Here is a 22,516-nt window from a genome sequence, read left to right as displayed (position 1 = left end):
CCAGCCAGAGTTGCGAGATGCAAAGCGACCGGCCTGCGGCAGCAGCAAGCCGTGCTGGATTCAGGGTTCTGCACCTGGGCGATGCCTGAGCTCATCCGTTGTGGGTGGCCGCTGCGGGAGCATGGCATGTTCCGGCTTGTCTGGCGCGGCAGCTGAACCGGCCTGCCCGGCGGGTTTGCGTATGGGTTCGGCATGGCCATCAGCGGGTCTGGCCGGGCGTGGGGGCGGCGCCGCTGAGCGGGCACGATTCGGCTGATCCGCGTTCATCGGGTGCTTGTTATCCGGCATGGCTGGCGTTGCATGGCGCGCAGGGTCTAGCATGGGCCGTGGCGACGGACGCGGCTGCGCATCGGGAGTGGCGAGTCCGGGAGGATCGCGGTCAGTACCGTGCTGTCTTGCTTGTTGATGCTCCAGCGTGGACTGCTGCTTGAGCGAATGCGGGTAGCGGTTGCCGCCATATTGTTTCTGATAGTCGGGCAGCGGGCTGGCTGGCGGTACAGATTGCCTGTTCCACTGCTGCCAATCCGGGTGGTTGCGACTCCAGCCTGCCCCCCAGTGCTGGTCCCAGGGTGGCGCTTCATTGGCGCTCCTGCCCTGAAAATAGGCCGGGCGATGATGGTAATAACGCAAGGGAATGCGCCAGATGAACACGGGCACCAAGTCTGCGGCCATCGGTGTCCATGGCCCGTTATACCAGCTGCTGTAATACCAGCCATCTTCATAGAACACCCAGTAACGGCCGCCATAGAAAAAGTAGTTGAGCTGCTGCGCAGGGTCGTAATACACCGGATAACCCGGAATGAGGATCAGGGAGGGATAGCTGCTGATGCTGAACTGAAGACGGGTTTGAGCTTGCAGGGTGGTGATGGGCCCAAGCAGCAGGGACAGGGAAATGCCAACCAGTATGTAGCGCATGGTGTTTGCTCCTGATCCCGTCCCGGCGATCCGATGGTGATGGCTATTGACCAAACAAGTACAAGGCGGACGCATCTACCTGCCTGACGCCGCGCACGTTCTTGCTTAGTTCAATCGCCAGTGCGCGCTCGGCTTTGCTGCCCAGCCGACCGCTGAGGGCCACCACGCCATGACGTGTCTTGACGTTGATACTGGAGCTTTCCACATGGCTGGAGTACAGCAGGCTGGATTTCACCTTGGTGGTAATCCAGCTGTCCGAGATGCTTTGCTCGGCGTGCTGGGTGGAGTTTTTCACCGACTCGGCCAGCGTGGGTTTGACGGTGCTGATCTGTAGCTGATTGTCTACTGACACCACACCACGTGTGCTACTTGCCATGCGGGTAGCTGCCTGACTGGCACTGGGGCTACTGGCTGTTCCCTGCAAGCTGACCTTGCCCAGCTTGGTATGCACCGCCACAGCAAGCCCATCGGCGTACTTGCTCCACAGCAGTTTGGATCTGACTGCTGCGGAAATGGTGGCATCGTCGGTCAATTCGCCATAGCTGCGGGTGGCGCTGGACTTGCTCGGCACAAAATCGCTGTTGACTTGCAGTTGGTTGTCCACGCTGGTGACGCCAGCTACAGCCAGGGCAATTTCTTTGGCTAGCTCCTTTTTTACCCCCTCCTCCACCGTACCGGTCAGCGTGACCTTGCCTTCATGCACCAGCACCCGGATGTCCTGATCGCGCAGCGATGGATTCAGGGTGTAAGTAGTGGATAGCTGGCTTTCCTGGCGTGCATCTTGCAAGTCCTGATTGCTTGCTGCCGCCTGGGCCGGGCTGTAGTTGAGCAGCACAAGGCAGGCGACCAGGGTGGCGGGCAGCCGCTGGCGGGGTAGAGTTTTCATGATGCAGTTCTCCGATATGGGTAGAGGCAAGACAAAGGCCGGGCACATTGCGGCCGTGAAAATGACATCCCGCGCCTACTTGAGCTTGTCCAGAAAGTGCTTTACCTGGCGCTCGGCTTCTTCACGCGTAATGGCATAGCGCTGCTGGATCAGCCCGATCAATTTCTGCGCTTCACCTTCGGCACGTAGCAGTTCGTCATCGGTCAATTTCCCCCAGACAATCTTGGCCGCACCCACATGCTCCTTCCATTTGCCTTTCAGTTCATCGACGCTGGGAAAATGAAAGCTAGCGTCCTGCTTACTGATCTCGACCGACTCCTCTACTGCGCTCTGTTTGGTGGCAGGGGTTTTGTCCTGCTCGGCTGACTTGTCCATGAAACTCTCCTGTGTGATGGGTCTGCAGTCAGGGTAGGACTTGCCCGCCGGGCGGGTCTGTACGCCAGCGCACACCTCGGCAATATATTGTGCCGGTGGATTTATCGGCCTTGGGTGTGCTGCCGAACAGTGCAGCGCAAACGGATGGCGTAAACCGGAGCAGTAGCCAGCAATCCCTTTGGCTACGGCAGAAGCAAGCCGTGCTTCGGTTTAAGGAGAAAGTGATGAACCAGATGCAGCTCAATACGGATGGCAGCAATCGCACCAGCAGCAACACCGGCGGGCCAGGGCCCTATCTGATGGGTGCAAACACGCTGACAGGTGACGCTGTTTTGAATCCACAAGGCGAGGTGCTGGGTGACATCAAGGAAATAATGCTGAATGTCAGCAGCGGCCAGGTGGCGTATGCGGTGCTGGCGTTTGGCGGCTTCATGGGGCTGGGCGAAAAGCTGTTTGCCGTGCCGTGGCAAGCGCTGGTGCTGGACCCCATCAACAAACGTTTCATGCTAAATATCAGCAAGGAGCGCTTTATCCACGCACCAGGTTTTGACAAGGATCAGTGGCCAGACATGGCCGACCCGGCCTGGGCCAGTATCGTCCATGACTTCTACGGTACCGACCTGTACAGCGAATAAGAGCGGCTAACAAAATAGCGTAGCGCCCTGAAGCCAGGCGCGCCGACGCAGCAGGGGTTTTGTTAGCGGACCCAAGTACTGGCAGGTGTGGGTCTGGCGGATGCATTGCTATCCGCCTTATGCCGCCTGCCTGTTTGCAGGAGTGTCATCATGTTGGAAACAATTGCAGTGATTCTGTTTTTGCTGTGGGCGCTGGGCATGGTCACTTCCTACACCATGGGTGGGCTGATCCACCTGTTGTTGCTGTTGATGCTGATCGTGGTGGTGGTGCGTGCCTTGCAAGGGCGTCGTATTTAGCCTTGCCACATCAATGCCCCCACCAAGGGGTGGAGGCACATTCCAGAGCCAGCCGACGCCAGCAACTGCACGTTGCCGGCAGAGCGGGCTCAAGGAGAGATTCATGGGTGCAGTGCGAAACGGGTTTTGTGCAGTCCTGTTGCTGGCCGGACTGGCTGGCTGCTCTTCAATGTCGGAACGCGGCAAGGATACGGCCATTGGTGCCGGCATCGGCGCTGGCGTGGGTGCCATCCTTACCGGTGGCAGTGCGGCAGGCACGGTGGGTGGTGCTGCTGTAGGTGGCGTGATTGGCCATGAGGTGAAATGAAAGCACTGCTGGCACGGGCTGATCGCTGCTTGTGCCGACGGCGCTTCACTTCATCCATCCCCCCATGGGCAAGCTTGCTCTGCGCTGCCGAGGCCCGGACTCTCTACAAGGGTTTGTCGGCAGCTCTTAACAGGCTGCGCAATACGAAGGGCAATATCCCGCCATGGCGGCAGTAGTCCGCCTCGGTTGCGGTATCAACCCGCAACAACAAAGTGTAGCGTCGGCAAGTACCATCAGGGTAGTCGATATGCAGTTGTACCGGCTGCGCCGGAAGCAGTGTGTTTTCCAGCCCCTCAAGCGTGAACAATTCCCTGCCAGTCAACCCAAGTGACGCGCTGCTGTCCCCTGCCATGAATTGCAGCGGCAACACCCCCATGCCCACCAGATTGGCACGGTGAATGCGCTCGAAGCTTTCTGCAATGACCGCACGCACACCAAGCAGCGCCGTTCCTTTCGCCGCCCAGTCCCGGCTTGACCCGCTACCATATTCCTTGCCGGCGATAATCAGCAGCGCTACCTGCTCCGCCTGATAACGCCGGGCAATATCATGGATGAAGCCTTGCTGGCCATCCGGCTGGTGCAGGGTCAGGCCGCCGGTGACCGGCCTGCCGTCTGCAGCCGGTGGCAACATCAGGTTGCGTATCCTGATATTGGCAAAAGTGCCACGTACCATGACCTCGTGATTACCCCGGCGCGAGCCGTAGCTGTTGAAGTCTGCGGGCGTAATGCCCAGTTGCTGCAGATAGAGGCCGGCACAGGAGTCTGTGGCAATACTGCCAGCCGGGCTGATGTGATCGGTGGTGACCGAATCACCAAACAGCGCCAGCACCCTGGCCTGCCGTATTGCCTGCTGCGGCGGCAGCACATCTAGCGCTACCGCATCAAGAAAGGGCGGACGGGCAATATAACTGGAAGGTGGCCAGCTGTAGGACTGCTGCGGGTTGAGCGGTAGCGCCTGCCACAAGGAGGCGTCAGGCACTTGATACAAGCGTGGATAGCTTGCTGGGTCTTCCGCATCACGCATGGCGCTGTCTATTTCCTGCTGGCATGGCCACAGCATGGACAGATAGACGGCATTGCCTTGTGCATCCTGGCCAAGTGGCTCGCTTCCCAGGTCGATGCCTATCCGTCCGGCAAGGGCAAAAGCCACGACCAGCGGTGGACTCATCAGGAAGTTAGCGCGTAGCGCCGGATGAATGCGCGCTTCGAAATTGCGATTACCAGACAACACGGCGGCACAGATAAGATCTCCCTGAGCAATCTGCTGCTCCAGTACCGGATCCAGTGGCCCCGAATTGCCAATGCAGGTGGTACAGCCATAGGCAACCAGCTGAAAACCCAGCTGTGCCAATGGTTCCAGCAAGCCGGCGCGGTGCAGGTAGTCGCGCACCACTTGCGAACCGGGGGCCAGCGAAGTCTTGATGTGGCTCGGCACTTTCAGGCCCAGCGCCACCGCCTTGCGTGCCAACAGGCCCGCCGTCAGCATGCTGCCGGGATGTGAGGTATTGGTGCAGGAGGTAATGGCAGCAATCACGATGTCGCCATGCGTCAGCTGCCTGGCTTGCGCCGGGTGCGGCGACATTTCACTTGCTGCCACCGCCCCGCCCTTGCCAAACCCACCCTGCTCGACGGGGGCAAACAGCGTGCTCATGAAACTTTGCTTCAACTGACGCAGCGGGATGCGATCCTGCGGCCGGCGCGGGCCAGCCACGCAGGGCTCGATGTCTGCCAGGTTGACGTTGATGATGCGGCTGTAGTCGATCTCGCCCAGACATGGCATGCCGAACATGTACTGCGCCTGGAAATACGCCTGAAAGGCAGCCACCTGTTCGCGCTCCCGGCCAGTGGCCGTCAGATAGGCAACGGTTTGATGATCGGGCGGGAAATAAGCCACGGTGGCACCGTACTCCGGGGCCATATTGGCAATGGTGGCACGGTCCGGCACGGTGAGCCGGGCGGCCCCATGCCCAAAAAATTCGACAAAAGCACCCACCACACCCGACTTGCGCAGCAGCGCGGTCAGGGTGAGCACCACATCCGTAGCAGTCACCCCCGCCGGCAGATGTCCGTGCAGATGCACGCCCACCACATCCGGTTGCAGCAAGAATACCGGCAGGCCCAACGCGGCAGACTCCGCCTCGATCCCGCCCACACCCCAGCCCAGCACACCCAGCCCGTTGATCATGGTGGTATGTGAATCGGTACCAACCAGCGTATCGGGAAAGTGGATTCGGTCATCTCGGCTCAAGCCTGATGCCAGATACTCCAGATTCACCTGGTGGACTATGCCACGTCCGGGAGGTGTGACCTGCAGATTGGCAAAGGCGTGCTGACTCCATTTGATAAAACGGTAGCGTTCGGCATTGCGCTGATATTCCAGCAGCAGGTTGCGCTGCAAGGCATCTGCTTCGTGGAAAAAATCCACCTGCACCGAGTGGTCCACCACCAGATGCACTGGTATCTTCGGCGTGATCAGCGCGGGAGATTTCCCCAGGCGGGTGGTGGCATCACGCATAGCCGCCAGATCGCACAGCAAGGGCAGGCCGGTGAAGTCCTGCAGCAGGATACGCGACACCACGAAAGGGATTTCCGTATTGCGCTCCGCTTGTGGCTGCCAGTTGGCCAACTGGCGCACATGGGCTTCGGTCACCTGCTTGTCATCCAGATTACGCAGCAGCGACTCCAGCATGATCCGCAAGGACACCGGCAGCCGCGCGATGGCACCAAAGCCCTGCTGTTGCAGCAAAGGCAGGGCGTAGTACAAACCGACCTGCCCCTGTCCGAAGGAGAATTCGCGTAAATAGCTGGCACTGTGCATGGTGTGGCCTCCTGCAAGGAGTATTGCGTTTCCATGCTGGCCGCCGGATGGCGCTGGCCAAGCAGGAAGTGGCATCGTGTCAGCTGCATGCCGCATATTCTGTGCGCAAGCATACATAGCCGACAGCCCCTGCCCTTGCAGCCCGGCGACCATTGGCCAGCACGGCATGCAAACGATGCCTCCAGTGTGCGCTAGCCAACAGACCAATCTGCGTGTTCGGCTCAGCCTTTACTCCTCTCATACAAAGGAGTGATGTCATGATCAAGAATGATGCCCAGTTGCAAAGTGATGTCCTGGCCGAACTGAAATGGGACCCAGCGGTCACCGCCACCCACATCGGAGTGGAAGCCAATCAGGGCGTCATTACCCTGAGCGGCCATGTCGCCAACTTTGCCGAGAAGTGGGCCGCTGAAAAAGCCACCCAGCGTGTGGTTGGTGTGCAGGCGATTGCAGTAGAGATCGCCGTTGATCTGCCCGGATCGGACAAACGCAGTGATGCCGATGTATCGCGCGCAACAGCCAATGCCTTGCAGTTGATGGAAGGAAGCTGCGGCAAATCCATCAAGGTGATGGTGGAGAACGGCTGGGTCACCTTATCCGGTGATGTGGAGTGGGACTTCCAGCGCAAGGCCGCCATCCGCTTGCTCCGGCATGTCAGCGGAGTGACTGGAGTCAGCAGCACCATCAACATCCGCCCGAAGCTGCAGATGCTAGCGGTGAAAGACGAAGTGGAAGCGGCACTGAAGCGCCGCGCCATTGCAGACATCAACAGCATTACCGTCAGTATCGATGGCCCGGACATCACCCTGGGCGGCACAGTCCATAGCTGGTCTGAACGCGCACTGGCCAATCATGCTGCAGCCTGCCTGCCAGGGGTGCGGAATGTCATCGACAACATCCGCGTTGTCATCTGAACCCACCAACGGCGGCATTGTCTTGTTGCCCGGCCATGAAGGACATGCATCATGGAACATGAAAAATCATCGGTTTATGTTTACAACACCCACCAGGAGGCGGAGGAGGCCATCCGAGTTCTGAGTCGTTCTGGTTTTGATGTGAAAAAGCTTTCTTTGATCGGAAAGGGTTATCACAGCGAGGAATTCCCGGTCGGGTTTTATAGCACCGGCGACAAAATCAAAACCTGGGGCGGCATCGGTGCGTTCTGGGGAGGTTTGTGGGGCTTGTTGCTGGCACCGGCGGTGTTCATGATCCCGGGGCTGGGCCTGCTGGCCATGGCCGGGCCGGTGGTGACCGCGCTAGTTGGCGGGGTGGAAGGTGCCGTCATCATTGGCGGATTGTCCGCCGTGGGCGCTGCGCTCACCCGCATCGGTGTCAGCGGCGAGGAAGCCATCAAGTATGAGTCAGCGCTCAAGGCAGACAAGTATGTGTTGATGGTACATGGCTCGCTGGAAGACATTGCCAAGGCGCACTCTGTTCTAGCGAATCAGACGAGTTGGCAAACTGCCTGAAACAAGCATTAAACGTATGCCTTGCGCTCCAGTAGTGCTGGTCGCAGGGCATTTCTTGCTTTCGCCCAATACCGAGCGGATATCGTTCAGCACCGTCTGAATGATTGACTTATTCTGATGTGCCCGCTCTGCAGAATCGGTACGCCACATGGCCGCCTTGCCTGCCTTACGCAATATATCCAGAATTAGGGTTTTCTGGTTTTGTTAGCAAGTCACTCTCATGATGCCCTTGGTGATGGAGCATCCATATCCGATCCCAGCATTCACTCCCGCACACGATGCAGGCGACTCTTTTAGCCGTGTCCAGCAACGCATCAGGCAAACAAGCTGCGATTCCAGTTGAACCCATTCAATACAAAAAGCGCTATTCACTGGAATGAAATTTCTCTTCATAGAAAAATCACTACACACCAAGAAACTTCCACCTACGTGCGATAGCGAACCGACAGCCCATCAAGCAAACCATTACAAATGACTACCAATAACCGCTTTAATAATTTTGGGAGCAAATAATGATGGTTAAGTCATTTTCCTTATTACCAGCCAGCCTGTTTGTCATGCTGACCGTCGCTGCATGCAGCAGTCTGGAAGTCCCTGCCAGCAATCAGGTTGCTGTTTCCGGTGCCGCCGTTGATGCAGCCACAAGTGCCGAGGGGACCCAATACGCCCCCGTTGAAATGAGTCAGGCCAGAGACAAACTGAAACGGGCCCGCCTGGCCTTACACGACCATGACTACAGTCTGGCACGTGACCTGGCCAGGGAGGCCGAGGCAGACGCAAAGCTGGCGCAGGCCAAGGCAAACTCGGCCAAGTCCAGACAAGCGGTTGATGCCTTGCAGGATGATGTCCGTGTGTTGAATGAAGAACTGCAGCGCAGCGCCCCCTGACCCCTGTTGTTACGTTCGGCCCCCTTATTACCATGGCGGGGCCAATAGGAATACACCATGAAAACTGCACTTTTCAGCCCGACCTTGCTGGTCGTACTGGCTGTAGCGACCGGCTGCAGCAATGTCCCCAACCGTACTGATCTGCTGGCACAAACCAACCAGCAATATCAACAAGCCTTGAGCAATCCCGATATCGCCCGCTATGCACCGCTGGAGCTAAACCAGGCCGGGCAAGCACTCGCCCGGGCCCAAACCTCGGCCAGTCACCATGACGATAGCAATACCATCAATAACCTTGCTTATCTGGCCAAGCAAAAGCTGGCACTGGCAGAGGAAATCAGCAAGCAGAAAATGGCCGAGGCCGAAGTAGGCAATGCATCCGCCAAGATGGATCAAGCCCGGCTGGCACAGCGCACAGCCCAGGCCGACCAGGCCAATGCCAATACCCGGCAAGTGGAAGCCAATAACCAGCAACTGCGCGTCGAGCTGAGCGCACTACAGGCGCGACAGACCGCTCGCGGCATGGTCATCACCCTGGGCGACATCCTGTTTCTGACGGACAAGGCCGACCTGAACCGCAATGGCATTGCCACCGCCCAGAAGCTGGCAGATATCTTGCAGCAAAACCAGCAACGCAACGTGATGATCGAAGGATTTACCGACAGTACCGGCAGCATGCAGCACAACCAGCAATTGTCCGAACGACGCGCCATGGCGGTGCGCTCAGCCCTGGCTGATCTGGGTGTTGCCCGCAGTCGCATGATGGTACGTGGCTATGGAGAGTCTTATCCGGTAGCCGCCAATGACACGGTACTGAACCGTCAGCAGAATCGTCGAGTGGAACTGGTACTCTCCGATGACGGCGGACAAATCCCTGCACGCTAATGGCCTGGCTACCTGGCATACAGCTAGCCCGTTGCCCTCTGCCGGGTATCGCGCAGAGGCAACCAGTCGCACCAGGCAGGGCGCGAAGTCAATGAATCATCCTGTTGCTGCGTACAGCCATTCCCGGCGGACCATCCATGCCGCAGCAAGCAGCCCGGCAACCGGCAGGAGAACGTTGACGTGGAATTCAAGAATTACTACCAGACACTCGGACTGGAGCAGACCGCCACGGCAGACGATATCAAGAAAGCATTCCGCCGCCTGGCACGCAAACACCATCCGGACCTGAACAAGAACGCAGATGCCCAAAGCCGGATGCAGGAGCTCAATGAAGCCAAGAACGTGCTGGGCAATCCGGACAAGCGCGCCGCCTATGACCGTTTGCTCGCCAGACGGCAAGACGGGCAGGACTTTGAGCCGCCGCCAGACTGGCACCATGGCTTTGCCGATGCCGAGCACGATGGCTTCCACGATTATGACATGGCAGACCCCAGCGACTTTTTTGCCAACCTGTTTAGCCAGGCGCGGCATCAACAGGGCCGCCCTCGCCGAGGCAAAGATCTGCATGCCAGCATCAGCCTGAGCCTGGCCGAGTCCTATCATGAGAGTCAGCGCAATATCGTGCCGCCCGTGTGGAAAACCGACACCCAAGGCTAAGTATACAAGGAGGAGCGCACGCTCAGCGTCCGCATTCCCAAGGGCGTAACCGAAGGTCAGCACATCCGGCTGGCCGGACAAGGTAGCCCCGGCCAAGCGGGTGACAAAGCCGGGGAGCTCTATCTGGAGGTCCATTTCATACCCAACCTGCAGTATCGCGTGGAGGGACGTCAGGTCTTCCAGACCCTGCCGGTCACGCCCTGGGAGGCGGCACTGGGCGGGGTCATCCATGTCGCAACCCCTTCGGGCCAGGTGAAAGTCACGCTGCCGCAAGGCTCCCAGAACGGTCGCAAGATCAGGCTGAAAGGGCGCGGCATTCCGGGACAGCCGGATGGCGATCTGTATCTGGAACTGGCCGTGATATTGCCCTCCGCCACCAGCCCGTCCGCACAAGCGCTCTATCAGCAAATGGCTCGGGAGTTGGCATTCGATCCACGGAAGTCTTCGACAACTCCGTAACGCCATCTAGGTATTCACCGGTGATGCGGTAACGACTTACTCATCAACGGCCGAAACGTCATTGTCTACTCCGTGGCTTACACCATGTGGGCGGGCTGCACCCAAGCGTCGAACTGGGAGGCGCTGATGCCGGCCCGTTCCAGTGCCGCCTGTTTCAGCGTGCAGTTGGTCTGCAAGGCGTGGTGGGCAATGCTGGCGGCCTTGTCGTAGCCGATGTGCGGGCTGAGGGCGGTGACCAGCATCAGCGATTGTTCCAGCAGCTGAGCGATGCGTTGGCGGTCTGGCTCCAGCCCGTTAATGCAGTGCTGGCCCAGGCTGTGCATGCCATCGCTGAGCAAGCGCAGGCTTTGCAGGAAGTTGTGGGCAATCAGCGGCTTGAAGACATTCAGCTCGAAGTTGCCAGAGGCTGCGCCGATGGTGAGCGCCACATCGTTGCCCATCACCTGACAGCACAGCATGGTGACGGCCTCGCACTGGGTGGGGTTGACCTTGCCCGGCATGATGGAGCTGCCGGCTTCGTTGGCCGGCAACATCAGTTCGCCCAGGCCACAGCGCGGGCCGGATGCCAGCCAGCGGATGTCGTTGGCGATTTTCATCAGCGCGGTGGCCAGTGCTTTCAGTGCGCCGTGGGCCACCACCATGGCGTCGTGCCCGGCCAGGGCGGCAAATTTGTTGTCTGCGCTGCGCAGGGGCAGGCTGGTTTGTGCTGCCAGGATGGCGGCTACCCGGTCGCCAAACTGCGGGTGGGTGTTGAGCCCGGTGCCCACTGCGGTGCCGCCGATGGCCAGCTGGCAGAGTGCGGGTAGGCTGTTTTGCACGGCTTGTTCGGCATGCTGCAGTTGTGCGGCCCAGCCTGATATTTCCTGGCCCAGGGTCAGCGGGGTGGCGTCTTGCAGGTGGGTGCGGCCAATCTTGATCAGCTGGGCGTAGGCCTGCACTTTAGCCTGTAGCATGGTGCACAGCGTGCCAAGTGCCGGCAGCAGTTGCCGGGTCAGGCCCAGTACGGCGGCCAGGTGCATGGCGGTGGGGAATACGTCGTTGGATGACTGCCCCCTGTTGATGTCGTCATTGGGGTGCAGCTCGGTGGGCTGGCCAGGCAGGCCACCCAGCGCCAAACTGGCCAGATTGGCCAGCACTTCGTTCATGTTCATATTGCTTTGCGTGCCGGAGCCGGTTTGCCAGACCGACAGCGGAAACTGCCGCTCATGCTGACCGGCGCATATGGCATCGCAGGCAGCCATGATGGCCGTGGCCTTGTTGGCGTCCAGCAGGCCCAGCTCACTGTTTGCCTGTGCGGCGGCGCGCTTGACGGCGGCCAGGGCATGGATCAGCGCGGGCGGCATGGTTTCGTTTGAAATGGCAAAGTGTTGCAGCGAGCGCTGGGTTTGCGACCCCCACAGGGCATCGGCGGGGATGGCGATGCTGCCAAAGCTGTCGCTTTCCATGCGTTGGGAAGTCGTCATCAAGCTGGCTCCGTCTAACCGGGCGGTGGCGGCTGGCCCGTACCCTGTCCAGTACCCACTACCCGCCATCATGCAAAATGCCCATCAACTCCGGGATGGAATTGACAGGCAGCTTATTACCACCAGGCTGGTGCAACAGGGCAGGCCGGGGTGTTCATGGCGGACTGCCTTGGCTTAGAAGCAGGCGAGCCCGCTAGTGCGGTGCGCGGCTCAGGCCTTGGTGCTGTCCGCTGCCTTGCCCTGCATGTTTCCGGGCTCTTTGCCTGCGGCGTCCTTGGTGACGTCCTTGGCAGATTCAACGGTATTGCCCTTCTGGCTGAATACCGGGCCGGTGCTGGTGATACCGGCATTGGCCTTGCTGTTAGTACTATCGACAGGTTTTGCGGTGTCGTGCTTTTCGGTGATTGATGTCATTGCTTGTACCTCTAGGTCTTGCTGATTGTGTCGGGTGAGTTCACCCGGCATCCACTCCACCATGCGCGCCTGGCGCAGGGTCATCTGTGCGCTAACCGGCATAGCGCGAAATAAATTCTGTGCCGGCAGCTGGCGATCCCGCGCCGTCACCCTCAGATAAGTACGGCTATCTTGTCGATGACATTGCGCACGCCGGGCATGCTGGCGGCGGCATGGTTGGCCAGTGCCCGCTCCGACCAGCTGTGTACGGTGCCACCCAGAATGACATCCGGCCCGGAAATGCTCACGGTGATGCTGTCGATATCATGAATGGCACGCCGTTTGAGCGCGGCTTCCACTTCTTCCTTGATGGCCGCACTAACCAGCTTGCTGCGCAGGGCAATTTCGCAGCTGATGCCGGTGACGCCGGTCAGGTGGCGCAGCAGCCTGGTGGCAGCCCTGCGCTGGAAATCCCATTCGACATCACCGGACAGGGTGATCCAGCCATTTTCCACCATCACCTTGATGGCGTGGCCCTTGAGCACTCCCACCAGTTGCAGCGCATGGGCGGCAGCACCGGAGATATCGCTGTCGTTGCGCTTGTCCGGCCAGGGCAGTTCCACGCTGATTTTGATGGCGATGGCCTGCACGCCAGCCACTCGCAGCGCGGCATGTTCGGCGGCCCATTTCTGGTTGAAGTCAGTCACATGCCCGCTCAGGGTAATGACGCCATCGCTGGCCTGTACACCGATATGGCTGGCATTGATCTGTGGGTCCCACTGCAGTTCGGCCGTTACATCTGCCTGGAGTTGGGTGTCGGTCTTGATCATGATTGCTGCTCCTCGTCGTTGAGTGCTCATGGTCTGGCATGGCTGGCGAGGCCGTCTGTCGGTTGACGCACATAGCTGGCGCAGCTGTGAACGGCAGGCTGGGCCGGCTGCGTCCTGCGCTATGTTCGCTGGGGTACATACATCGGCCAATTTTTAGATTATGTTTATATAGATTGAATTAAACGATTTAATCTGCGGAGGTGACTGATGGATACTTGCCTGGGTAATGGCCTGCTCGAGGTCTTGCCCGATACCGAGCTGTTACACATCAAGCCCTTTCTCGAAAAAGTGGAGCTGCCGCTGGGCAAGACACTATACGAGTCTGGACACACGCTGAGTCACGTGTATTTCCCGGTGACGGCCATCGTTTCACTGCTTTATGTGATGGAGAATGGCGATTCCGCCGAAATTGCCGTGGTGGGCAATGAAGGCATTGTCGGCATTGCCCTGTTCATGGGTGGAGAGTCCACTCCCAGCCGAGCGGTGGTCCAGAGCGGAGGAAGTGGCTACCGCCTGCCGGCAAAAATCATCCGCCAGGAATTCGACCGCTCGCTGCCCTTCATGCATCTTCTGCTGCGCTATACCCAGGCGCTGATTACCCAGATGTCGCAAACCGCAGTATGCAACCGGCACCACTCGCTGGATCAGCAGCTGTGTCGCTGGTTGCTGCTCAGCCTGGACCGGCTGCAGGGCAATGAGCTGTGCATGACACAGGAGCTGATTGCCAACATGCTGGGTGTGCGCCGCGAGGGGGTTACCAATGCGGCGCTGAATCTACAGCGCGAGGGGGTGATCAGTTATTCCCGTGGCCATATCAAGGTGCTGAATCGCCCGGCGCTGGAAAGCCGTACTTGCGAGTGCTATGCGGTGGTAAAAAAAGAGTATGAGCGCTTGCTGCCGCCATGTCGGCCACGGTAAAAAACCAGTAGCCCGGCACAGCATGAGCCGGGCCAGGCTGAGTGCAAGATTTACAGAACCGTGCTGACGGTGTTCTTTTTGCTGCCTTCAGCGGCAGGCAGGTCGGACAATGCACTGCGCAAGGAGCTGAAATGATGCTCGGTCAGCGTGCACAGGTTTTCATGGTTTTTGGACAGGTCGCTACACAGCTCGCTTGAGCAGTGCATGACCTTGCTGGAGGCGTCGCTGGTGATCTTGCTGATTTTGCTTATGGTTTCCTCCGGCGAGGCAGGAACCGTCAGCTCTTTCATCGACAAGGCGCAGGTGTCCATCCCGGCTCGGCCCAAGGCCAGATTGAAGTGGACGATTTTCTCTGCGCAGTCCAGGGAAATGGCCATAAATTTGAGGCCCAGCCCCACAACAGGCTGGCTGAATGAGGGCAATGGCTGATGCGTAGTGCTCATGAATGTTCTCCGCTACGGGTCATGATGGTGGCTGACGGGAAAGGGGCTTGATCCCCGCCCGGACAGTGCAAATGTGGGCCTGCCTCATCCAGCAGCAAGGGCAGCAGCAGTGGAATCCGGCAGACCAGACGGAAATGTATTTCCGTCTGCCCTATTTTGTGGCCGCCGTGATGCGCCCGTATGTGCGTTGGCAAACATTGGCCTGGCCTGCGGTAAAATCCGGCGTGGATGGGCGGCGTGCTAAGCGCGGTAACAGACAGTCAGCGCTTGCTGCTTCGCGCAGGCTGGCGATGGCGCTCAATACCGGGCCGCCAGATCACCGCCGGGCTTACGGCGCGGAGTGGAAACATGGCTCAGCCACACAATTGTATTTTGCAGCGTTTGCCGCCTGCCGATCGCCGCCAACTGCTAGCACTATGCGAGGAAACGGCATTACCGGTGGCCACTCGTCTGGGCCTGCCCGGCCATGGTGGCAATCAGGTGTATTTCCCGTTGTCCGGGCTGGTGGTGGTGCAGGCCTGTGCCGGTAATCATGGCGTGGCGGCCGGCATGTTCGGCAATGAGGGCATGCTGGGTGCCGGCCTGGTATTGGGCAAGGCCCGCTCCCCCTTGCAGGCCACAGTCATGGAAGCCGGGCGGGGGCTGCAGCTGAGCTATCTGGGGTTCTGGCATGCGTTGCAACATAGCCCCCCGCTAACCCGGCTGAGCCAGCACTATCTCTATGCCACATATCAGCAACTGGCGCTGTCTGCCGCCTGCGCCCACTTTCACCAGATCAAGCCACGACTGGCCTGCTGGCTGCTGATGGCACACGACCGCCTGCCTGGGGATGAAATCCATTTCACGCAGCAAATGCTGGCCGACATGCTGGGCGTGCGCCGGGTTGGCATCACGCAGGCGGCTGGCCAGCTACAGCGCCAGGGCCTGATTGGCTATCACCGTGGTGTGGTCAGCATTCTGAACCGGGCCGGCTTGCAGCTGGCGGCTTGCAGCTGTTATGTGCTGTTTGCGCGCAATCTTGCCCGGCTGGTTTAGCACCGCCAGCAAAAACCCTGCTGCGGCACACCGGATAAACCGGCAACGCGTAGACCGACCATAATTGGATGCTGCAATGCGAAAATTTTCCGTAGTTCGAGTAATAGAGAGTAGGGTGCAAGGCACTGCCCGGTGTCATATTGCCCCGGGCTGTCTGGCGTGCAGTGTGCTGCACAGAAAAACGTGATGAAAAATTCTCTCTCGACGGCTCCTGCCCATGCGGAATCACCACTAGCGCCCCCTGCCCGCCCGCCGCTTGCCATCATTGGCATCGGGTGTTCGGCCGGCGGGCTGGAGGCGCTGGAAGCATTTGTGGCCGGCATTGTGCCAGGCAACAGCATGGCGCTGGTCATCGTGCAGCATCTGGCCCCCGACTACGCCAGCATCCTGCCGGAACTGCTGGCAGGCCATACCCGCCTGGCCGTGCATGAGGCCAGTCACGGCACGCCGATTCTGCCCGATTGCATTTATGTCATTCCGCCCAACAAAACCCTGAGTTTTGAGAGTGGCTGCCTTTATCTGTCGCCGCCAGCGGCAGGACAGCGGCTGCCGATCGACCACCTGTTTCACACGCTGGCACACGGGCTGGGCAAGCGCAGCATGGCGGTGATTCTGTCCGGCATGGGCGCGGATGGCATGCTGGGCATGCAGGAAATCAAGGCCTGCGGCGGACTGACCTTTGCCCAGGACCCGGAAACCGCCCGCGCCGACAGCATGCCGCGCAGCGCGATTGACCGTGGCGTGGTGGACTTCATCGCCGCACCGGAACGGCTGCCCCTGCTGTTGGCTGAGCAATGCGCAGGCTGGCAGGACGACAGCCCGGCCACAGGGCTGACCCTGTCCGACCCACAACAGGCCATGCGCGAAATCATCAGCCTGCTGCAGCAACATACCGGTAATGATTTTTCCCATTACAAGCCCAATACCCTGAATCGCCGCATTGAGCGGCGCATGGCCCTGTTGCAGCTGGAAAACCTGCAGGCTTATGCCGCGCATTTTCGTGCCAATCTGCAAGAGCGCGACTTGCTGCTCAAGGAGCTGCTCATCGGCGTCACCCGCTTCTTCCGCGACACGGCGGTGTGGGAGTACTTGCGCGACGTGGCCATGCCGGCCCTGTTTGCCCTCTACCCGGCAGGCAAGGCATTGCGCGCCTGGGTGCCGGCCTGCTCCAGCGGCGAGGAAGCATACTCGCTGGCCATCCTGTTTCGCGAGTCGCTGTTAGTACATCAGCCTGCAGGACAATTCAGCCTGCAAATCTATGCCACGGACCTTGATGACGATGCCATCCAGCTTGCCCGGCGTGGCGTCTACCCGTGCAGCATGGCAGCCGATGTGGGGGCCCAGCGGCTGGAACGCTACTTCGTGGCCGAGGATAATCACTTCCGGGTCAGCAAGGGCATCCGCGACATGATTGTTTTTGCCACGCAGAACATCATTTCCGATCCGCCCTTTACCCGGCTGGATATCCTGTCATGCCGCAATCTGATGATTTATCTGGATACCGTGTTGCAGGACAAGCTGCTGCCGCTGTTTCATTACGCCTTGTGCAGCCGGGGTATTCTGGTGCTGGGCAGCGCGGAAACCACCGGACGGTTTTCCAACCTGTTTTTACCGCTGGACAAGAAAAACCGCATTTTCACCCGCAGCGACAGTGCCAGCAGTGGCCGTGCACTGGAGTTTCCGCTGCGGACACAGCCCCGATCGTTGCTGACTATTGAAGAAACAATGCCAGATTATCGAAAAAGCCTTGAATACCAGACCGACCAGCTCATCCAGCAGAATTACGCCCCTGCTGCCGTCCTGATCAATAGCGACGGCGATATCCTGTATATCAGCGGCCGGGTGGGCAAATACCTGGAACCCGCAGCCGGCAAGGTGAATGTGAATATCCATGCCATGGCACGCGCCGGTCTGGGTAGTGCACTGAATACCGCCATTCTGCAAGCGCAGTCCGGTGTGGAGCTGGTGCAGGTGAATGATTTGCAGGTGGATGGATTTGGCACGCCGCACCACTTTCATCTGACGGTACAGCTGATCCGCCAGCCCGAAGGGCTGCAAGGCCGGCTGCTGGTGGTGTTTACCGAGGCACCGCAGCCCAAGGCCAAAGCACGACGCCGGGCGTCGGTCAGCGAACGCGAGCTGATGCTGGAGCAGGAGCTGGAGCAAAACCGCAAGCTGCTGCGCTCCATGCAAGAAGACATGCAAATTGCCCTGGAAGAAGTCAAATCCGGCAACGAGGAGCTGCAAGCCACCAACGAGGAGCTGACCACCTCGCGCGAGGAGCTTCAATCGCTGAACGAAGAACTACAAACCATCAATGCCGAGCTGCAGGCCAAGCTGGACGACCTGACCTGGGAACGCAATGACATGAACAACCTGCTGAACAGCACGGAGATTGCCACGGTGTTTCTGGATGGCGAGATGCGGCTGCGGCGCTTTACCAGCCATGCTACCGCGCTGTTCAAGTTCATTCCCGGCGATATCGGCCGCCCTTTGTCCGACATCCGCAGCGAACTGGAATACCCCCGCTTGCTAGACGATGCGGCCAAAGTGCTGCAAACCCTGGTCTTTGCCGAAAAACGGGTCCATAGCCGCAGTGGCCGCTGGTACCGCGTACGCATCATGCCGTATCGCCGACTGGATAACGTGATTGACGGCATCGTGATCACTTTCATCGACACGACGGAGATCGCCAGCCTGGAAGCACGCCTGCAACAACACCTGGAGTAAGCGCTGATGGTCAAATCCCGTTCAAAACAAGACGCCGCAACCTTGCGCCAGCGAGCCGAGCAGCGGCTGCAAGCCATGCCGGCCCATTTGCACGGGACGCCAGACCCCTTACGCCTGCTCCACGAGCTGCAAGTGCACCAGATCGAGCTGGAAATGCAAAACGAAGAACTGACGCATTCCAACGAGGCACTGCGGCTGGCTGCCTGTGTGTTCAGCCATAGCCACGAAGGCATTGTCATCACCGATGGTGCCATGCGCATTGTCGACATCAACCCGGCCTTTACCGCTATCACCGGTTTTACCGCCAGCGAAAGCCTTGGACTGCGTGTAGCCATGCTGGCCAGCAAGGGCGTGGAAGGCTTGCAGCCCAGGTCGTGGCTGCGCGTACTGCGCCGTGAGGGCAGCTGGCACGGCGAGCTGAGCTGCCTGCGCCGTGATGGTTCATCCTATCCTGCCCGCCTGTTTCTGACTTTGCTGCGAGAACCCCCCGGTGCCTGCCGTAGCGCACGGCACTATATCGGCTTCTTTTCCGACATCAGCCAGCTCAAGCAGAAAGAAGACGAGCTTACCCGCATGGCCAATTACGATTTGCTCACCGGCCTGCCCAACCGGCGCCTGCTGACCGAGGGGCTGAATCTGGCCATTCAACGGGCGCAGCGCACCGGCAAGCACCTGGCGGTATGTTATCTGGACCTGGACGGCTTCAAGCCGATCAACGACAGCTTGGGACACGAGGCCGGCGACCAGTTGCTGGTGGATACCGCCGATCGGCTGCGCTTGGCGCTGCGGGCCAACGACATCATTGCCCGGCTGGGGGGAGATGAATTTGTGCTGCTGCTGACCGACATGGCCGATGACGCAGAGTACCGCCAGGTGCTGGATCGCGTGCTACAAGCCGTTAGCACCCCACAGCTGCTGGCCGGCCGCCTGGTGCGGATCACCGCCAGCATCGGGGTAACGGTTTATCCATATGATGATTCCGACAATGACACCTTGCTGCGCCATGCCGACCAGGCCATGTATCTGGCCAAACAGTCCGGCAAAAACCGCTACCACTATTACGATCTGGCCCGGGATCAACTGATACGGGAATACCACCACCAGCTGTCCCGGCTGACCAGCGCGCTGGAACAAGGGGAACTATTGCTACACTACCAGCCCAAGGTGGACTTGCGCGATGGCCAGGTGACTGGCCTGGAAGCCTTGCTGCGCTGGCAACACCCGGAGCTGGGTTTGCTGACCCCGGAAAATTTCCTGCAAGTGCTGGAAGGCAGCAATGCCGAACTGGTGCTGGGCCAATGGGTGGTCAGCCAGGTGCTGCAACAAATGGAACACTGGCGGCAGCAAGGTATGGTGCTGGATGTCAGCATCAATATCAGTGCCAGCCAGCTGCAGCAGCAAGACTTTGCCGACAAACTACTGCAGCAACTAGCGCGCTTTCCACTGTTGTCGCCGGCACAGCTGGGGCTGGAATTGCTGGAAACAGCAGCGCTGGAAAAGGTAGCCCAGTCGATACAGACGCTGCTGACCTGTCACGCACATGGCATCCGCTTTGCGCTGGACGACTTTGGTACCGGTTATTCTTCGCTGTCCTATTTCCGCAATCTGCCGGTGGACATGCTGAAGATTGACCAGAGCTTTGTCAGCAACATGCTGAACAGCCCGGAAGACCGCAATATCGTGGACAGCATCATCCGGCTGGCGCGTGCCTTCAACCGCGAAGTGATTGCCGAAGGGGTGGAAACCCTGGCGCATGGTGCAATGCTGTTGCAACTGGATTGCCACTACTGTCAGGGATACGGGATCGCCAGGCCCATGCCAGCCAGCGCCGTCAGTACCTGGATGCAGCAGTGGCAGCAGGCACGGGTATGGGAAAACATGCCCTCACCACAGCCAGAACCCTAGCCGGCGCACACTCGCTACCGCTAGCGAATCTGTCCGCTATGTATGCTGCAGCACCGACATGTGCGGCCCCACCCCTGATGATGTCCTGTCCGGTTTCCTTCGGCATATGGCCGGTAACCTTGTAGGAGCATCAGCGTGAACCCCATTACCTTTTTCATTGTTATCTGCCTGCTGGCCGCGGGTGCGGGCATCGGCATGCTGGGTAGCAGCTGGCTGGCTACCCTCTTCTGGCTGGCCGCCATTGTGACGGGCATGTCGCTCAAAATGGCCAATACCTGGCAGAAATTCGTGGTACTGCGCGCCGGCAAGCTGCAGGGGGTGCGTGGCCCGGGCCTGTTTGTCATCCTCCCGGTGATTGACAGTGTGGTAGCCATCATCGATGTGCGGATCCAGACCACCGCTTTCAACGCCGAGCAGGCCCTGACGCGCGACACGGTGCCGGTCAATGTAGATGCCATCATCTTCTGGCATGTGCACGATGCACAGAAAGCTGCGCTGGCGATTACCGATTTCCAGCAGGCCATCGACCGTGTTGCCCAGACATCCTTGCGCGAGATGATTGGTTCTTCCATGCTGGCCGCCTTATTGTCTGACCGACGTGCAGCAGACCAGCAACTGTGCACGGACATCGGCCAGAAAACCAGCGAGTGGGGCATTACCGTTAGCTCTGTCGAAGTGCGAGACGTAGCCATCCCGGTAGCCTTACAGGATGCAATGTCCCGACAGGCGCAGGCGGAGCGCGAAAAGCAGGCGCGTATCATCCTCGGCGCGGCCGAAGCGGAAATTGCCAGTCAGTTTGTCGTAGCGGCCCGCATCTATCAGCAGCAGCCCGGAGCCTTGCAGTTGCGGGCTATGAACATCATTTACGAGACCACCAAGGAGCGAGGAACCACTATTCTGATTCCTAGCGCCATGGTGGACAGCATGAATCCAGCCGTGCTGGCGCTGGGCGTGGCCGGCAGCCCCACCTTGCCGTCGACCACACCGGCTATTCCGGTAGCGGCATGAGCAATGCACCGGCGTCTTGAACAAAAGGCTGGTACGGACATGACAGAAAACGAAATTCTGGCACGGATCAATGCGATGGATGGCAGTCGGGACGGGGCCATGCTGGCAGGTTTCTGGCTGCTGATGGGCTCTCGCTATGATATCCGCTTGTTTACCCTGCGCGATCTGTGTCAGTTGTCTGGCGAAAGCCGCACGCTGTTTCACGCCATCAGTGCCGCTTACCGGTCGCAGAGCTTTGCCAAGCTGACACCCACCATGGCTACCATGTTGATGAATATTCTGGTGAGCTACGAGCATGAACAAGCAGTAAAAAGCGACAGGCACCGCTAGACGCCCGGATGGCGGGAGCATTCAGGGCAACGCATTTATGCTTCAACTTCAGGCTCTCGTTAATCAAACTTCTTGCTGCCTGAATCTCCTATAGTTTATCTAGATACTTTTATGGCTGCTTCCAAAGTGAAAGCAGTCATTTTTCATCTGGCATGCGAAGGACTGCTTTGGCCGAACTGCGGCCTGACTAGGTGGACACATCGTCAGTTGGTCGGCCATAGCTGAGGGGTGGTTTTATCTGGCGGTGGTGCTGGACCTGTTCTCGTGGCAGGTGATTGGCTGGTCGATACAGTCACGTATCGATAGAGAGCTGGTGCTGAATGCCTTGTTGATGGCGGTATGGCGACGCCAGCCAAAGCAGGAGGTGCTCGTGCATCGGACCAGAGAAGTCAGTTCAGTAGTTACGATTGGCAGGATTTTTTGAAGGCCCATCGCTTGGTGCCCAGCATGAGTCGGCGCGGGAACTGCCACGACAATGCCGTGGCGGAGAGTTTCTTCCAGTTGCTGAAGCGGGAGCGCATCCAGCGTAAAACCTATCACGACCGGGAGGAGGCCCGGCGGGATATCTTCGATTACATCGAGATGTTCTACAACCCGAAACGCCAGCATGGTTCCGCAAACTGGCTATCGCTGGTAGGGTTTGAGAAGCAATATTTCCAACGGCTCAAGAGTGTCTAGAGAAGCCGGGGAGATTCAATCACACTAGCGAAGAGACTAGGCTTTTGATACTGACTCGCGGTTCCGAGATCAAGAAGTTCTGGGGTGTGCTATTAGCACAGGGAAAGGCTCAATCCATCAACGCTGAACTCACCAAACAGTAATACCCACCCGAATACTACCAGTCATGTATACAGGAATGCGTCAGAAGAAG

At 59.1% G+C, this 22,516-nt stretch carries 22 protein-coding genes and 2 pseudogenes; 16 read left to right on the top strand and 8 right to left on the bottom strand.

Annotated elements, in window-relative coordinates; all coding sequences use genetic code 11:
- Positions 1–60 precede the first annotated feature (60 nt).
- From JHD64_RS00840 to JHD64_RS00830, 3 genes are all read right to left on the bottom strand, one after another.
- Entirely contained in the window at positions 61–915 is an 855-nt protein-coding gene (locus JHD64_RS00840) for a hypothetical protein (RefSeq protein WP_199051961.1), read from the bottom strand.
- Positions 916–958: 43 nt separating this feature from the next.
- A complete protein-coding gene (locus tag JHD64_RS00835; protein WP_199051960.1) occupies positions 959–1,801 on the bottom strand; it encodes a BON domain-containing protein in 843 nt (280 codons plus the stop codon).
- 75 nt (positions 1,802–1,876) lie between these two features.
- Positions 1,877–2,176, bottom strand: a complete 300-nt coding sequence (locus tag JHD64_RS00830) for a CsbD family protein (protein ID WP_199051959.1) — start codon at positions 2,174–2,176, stop codon at positions 1,877–1,879.
- An 89-nt stretch (positions 2,177–2,265) separates the two neighbouring features.
- On the opposite strand from JHD64_RS00830, the gene JHD64_RS00825 reads away from it, so the two are divergent.
- From JHD64_RS00825 to JHD64_RS00815, 3 genes are all read left to right on the top strand, one after another.
- Complete coding sequence (locus tag JHD64_RS00825; RefSeq protein WP_370540918.1) at positions 2,266–2,811, top strand: PRC-barrel domain-containing protein; 546 nt, start codon at positions 2,266–2,268, stop codon at positions 2,809–2,811.
- Between the two features lie 150 nt (positions 2,812–2,961).
- Positions 2,962–3,108 (top strand): lmo0937 family membrane protein, encoded by a 147-nt coding sequence (locus JHD64_RS00820; protein ID WP_199051958.1) that lies wholly within the window; start codon positions 2,962–2,964, stop codon positions 3,106–3,108.
- Between the two features lie 103 nt (positions 3,109–3,211).
- Positions 3,212–3,415, top strand: a complete 204-nt coding sequence (locus JHD64_RS00815) for a glycine zipper 2TM domain-containing protein (protein ID WP_199051957.1) — start codon at positions 3,212–3,214, stop codon at positions 3,413–3,415.
- A gap of 103 nt (positions 3,416–3,518) precedes the next feature.
- Here JHD64_RS00815 and acnA read toward each other — a convergent pair whose 3' ends face one another.
- A complete protein-coding gene (acnA, locus tag JHD64_RS00810; RefSeq protein ID WP_199051956.1) occupies positions 3,519–6,233 on the bottom strand; it encodes an aconitate hydratase AcnA in 2,715 nt (904 codons plus the stop codon).
- Between the two features lie 257 nt (positions 6,234–6,490).
- Between acnA and JHD64_RS00805 the strand changes: the two genes are divergently transcribed.
- From JHD64_RS00805 to JHD64_RS00780, 6 genes and pseudogenes are all read left to right on the top strand, one after another.
- A complete protein-coding gene (locus tag JHD64_RS00805; RefSeq protein ID WP_199051955.1) occupies positions 6,491–7,147 on the top strand; it encodes a BON domain-containing protein in 657 nt (218 codons plus the stop codon).
- Between the two features lie 51 nt (positions 7,148–7,198).
- Positions 7,199–7,702 (top strand): hypothetical protein, encoded by a 504-nt coding sequence (locus tag JHD64_RS00800; protein WP_199051954.1) that lies wholly within the window; start codon positions 7,199–7,201, stop codon positions 7,700–7,702.
- A gap of 512 nt (positions 7,703–8,214) precedes the next feature.
- Positions 8,215–8,589: a DUF4398 domain-containing protein gene (locus JHD64_RS00795; protein WP_199051953.1), complete on the top strand. Its 375-nt coding sequence runs from the start codon at positions 8,215–8,217 to the stop codon at positions 8,587–8,589.
- A 57-nt stretch (positions 8,590–8,646) separates the two neighbouring features.
- The gene (locus tag JHD64_RS00790) at positions 8,647–9,474 is read left to right on the top strand and encodes an OmpA family protein (RefSeq protein ID WP_199051952.1); all 828 of its coding nucleotides are present in this window, start codon (positions 8,647–8,649) and stop codon (positions 9,472–9,474) included.
- Between the two features lie 180 nt (positions 9,475–9,654).
- Positions 9,655–10,131, top strand: a complete 477-nt coding sequence (locus JHD64_RS00785) for a DnaJ domain-containing protein (RefSeq protein WP_199051951.1) — start codon at positions 9,655–9,657, stop codon at positions 10,129–10,131.
- 18 nt (positions 10,132–10,149) lie between these two features.
- Positions 10,150–10,590: pseudogene (locus JHD64_RS00780) on the top strand (DnaJ C-terminal domain-containing protein); the annotation flags it as partial.
- A 77-nt stretch (positions 10,591–10,667) separates the two neighbouring features.
- Here the strand turns inward: JHD64_RS00780 and fumC are convergent.
- From fumC to JHD64_RS00765, 3 genes are all read right to left on the bottom strand, one after another.
- The gene (gene fumC / locus JHD64_RS00775) at positions 10,668–12,053 is read right to left on the bottom strand and encodes a class II fumarate hydratase (RefSeq protein WP_199051950.1); all 1,386 of its coding nucleotides are present in this window, start codon (positions 12,051–12,053) and stop codon (positions 10,668–10,670) included.
- Between the two features lie 210 nt (positions 12,054–12,263).
- Positions 12,264–12,551 carry a hypothetical protein gene (locus JHD64_RS00770; protein WP_199051949.1) on the bottom strand — a complete coding sequence of 96 codons (288 nt, stop codon included), beginning with the start codon at positions 12,549–12,551 and terminating at the stop codon, positions 12,264–12,266.
- A gap of 68 nt (positions 12,552–12,619) precedes the next feature.
- Positions 12,620–13,276, bottom strand: coding sequence for a BON domain-containing protein (locus tag JHD64_RS00765; protein ID WP_199051948.1), 657 nt, complete (start codon positions 13,274–13,276; stop codon positions 12,620–12,622).
- Positions 13,277–13,483: 207 nt separating this feature from the next.
- Between JHD64_RS00765 and JHD64_RS00760 the strand changes: the two genes are divergently transcribed.
- Positions 13,484–14,194: a Crp/Fnr family transcriptional regulator gene (locus JHD64_RS00760; RefSeq protein ID WP_199051947.1), complete on the top strand. Its 711-nt coding sequence runs from the start codon at positions 13,484–13,486 to the stop codon at positions 14,192–14,194.
- Positions 14,195–14,244: 50 nt separating this feature from the next.
- Here JHD64_RS00760 and JHD64_RS00755 read toward each other — a convergent pair whose 3' ends face one another.
- Entirely contained in the window at positions 14,245–14,637 is a 393-nt protein-coding gene (locus tag JHD64_RS00755; protein ID WP_199051946.1) for a hypothetical protein, read from the bottom strand.
- Between the two features lie 438 nt (positions 14,638–15,075).
- On the opposite strand from JHD64_RS00755, the gene JHD64_RS22165 reads away from it, so the two are divergent.
- The 6 genes and pseudogenes from JHD64_RS22165 to JHD64_RS00725 all read left to right on the top strand — a co-directional run.
- Positions 15,076–15,672 (top strand): Crp/Fnr family transcriptional regulator, encoded by a 597-nt coding sequence (locus JHD64_RS22165; RefSeq protein WP_199051945.1) that lies wholly within the window; start codon positions 15,076–15,078, stop codon positions 15,670–15,672.
- Between the two features lie 186 nt (positions 15,673–15,858).
- Positions 15,859–18,402: a chemotaxis protein CheB gene (locus JHD64_RS00745; RefSeq protein WP_199051944.1), complete on the top strand. Its 2,544-nt coding sequence runs from the start codon at positions 15,859–15,861 to the stop codon at positions 18,400–18,402.
- A 6-nt stretch (positions 18,403–18,408) separates the two neighbouring features.
- Entirely contained in the window at positions 18,409–20,307 is a 1,899-nt protein-coding gene (locus JHD64_RS00740) for a bifunctional diguanylate cyclase/phosphodiesterase (protein ID WP_199051943.1), read from the top strand.
- 135 nt (positions 20,308–20,442) lie between these two features.
- Positions 20,443–21,315 carry a slipin family protein gene (locus JHD64_RS00735; RefSeq protein ID WP_370540917.1) on the top strand — a complete coding sequence of 291 codons (873 nt, stop codon included), beginning with the start codon at positions 20,443–20,445 and terminating at the stop codon, positions 21,313–21,315.
- A gap of 39 nt (positions 21,316–21,354) precedes the next feature.
- On the top strand, positions 21,355–21,645 hold the full coding sequence (locus JHD64_RS00730) for a hypothetical protein (protein WP_199051942.1): 291 nt from the start codon (positions 21,355–21,357) through the stop codon (positions 21,643–21,645).
- Positions 21,646–21,868: 223 nt separating this feature from the next.
- A pseudogene (locus JHD64_RS00725) lies at positions 21,869–22,323 on the top strand (IS3 family transposase); the annotation flags it as partial.
- Positions 22,324–22,516 lie beyond the last annotated feature (193 nt).

The organism is Aquitalea sp. ASV15 (genome assembly GCF_016429115.1).
Taxonomy (GTDB): domain Bacteria; phylum Pseudomonadota; class Gammaproteobacteria; order Burkholderiales; family Chromobacteriaceae; genus Aquitalea; species Aquitalea magnusonii.
This window is presented reverse-complemented; position numbering and strand designations above follow the sequence as displayed.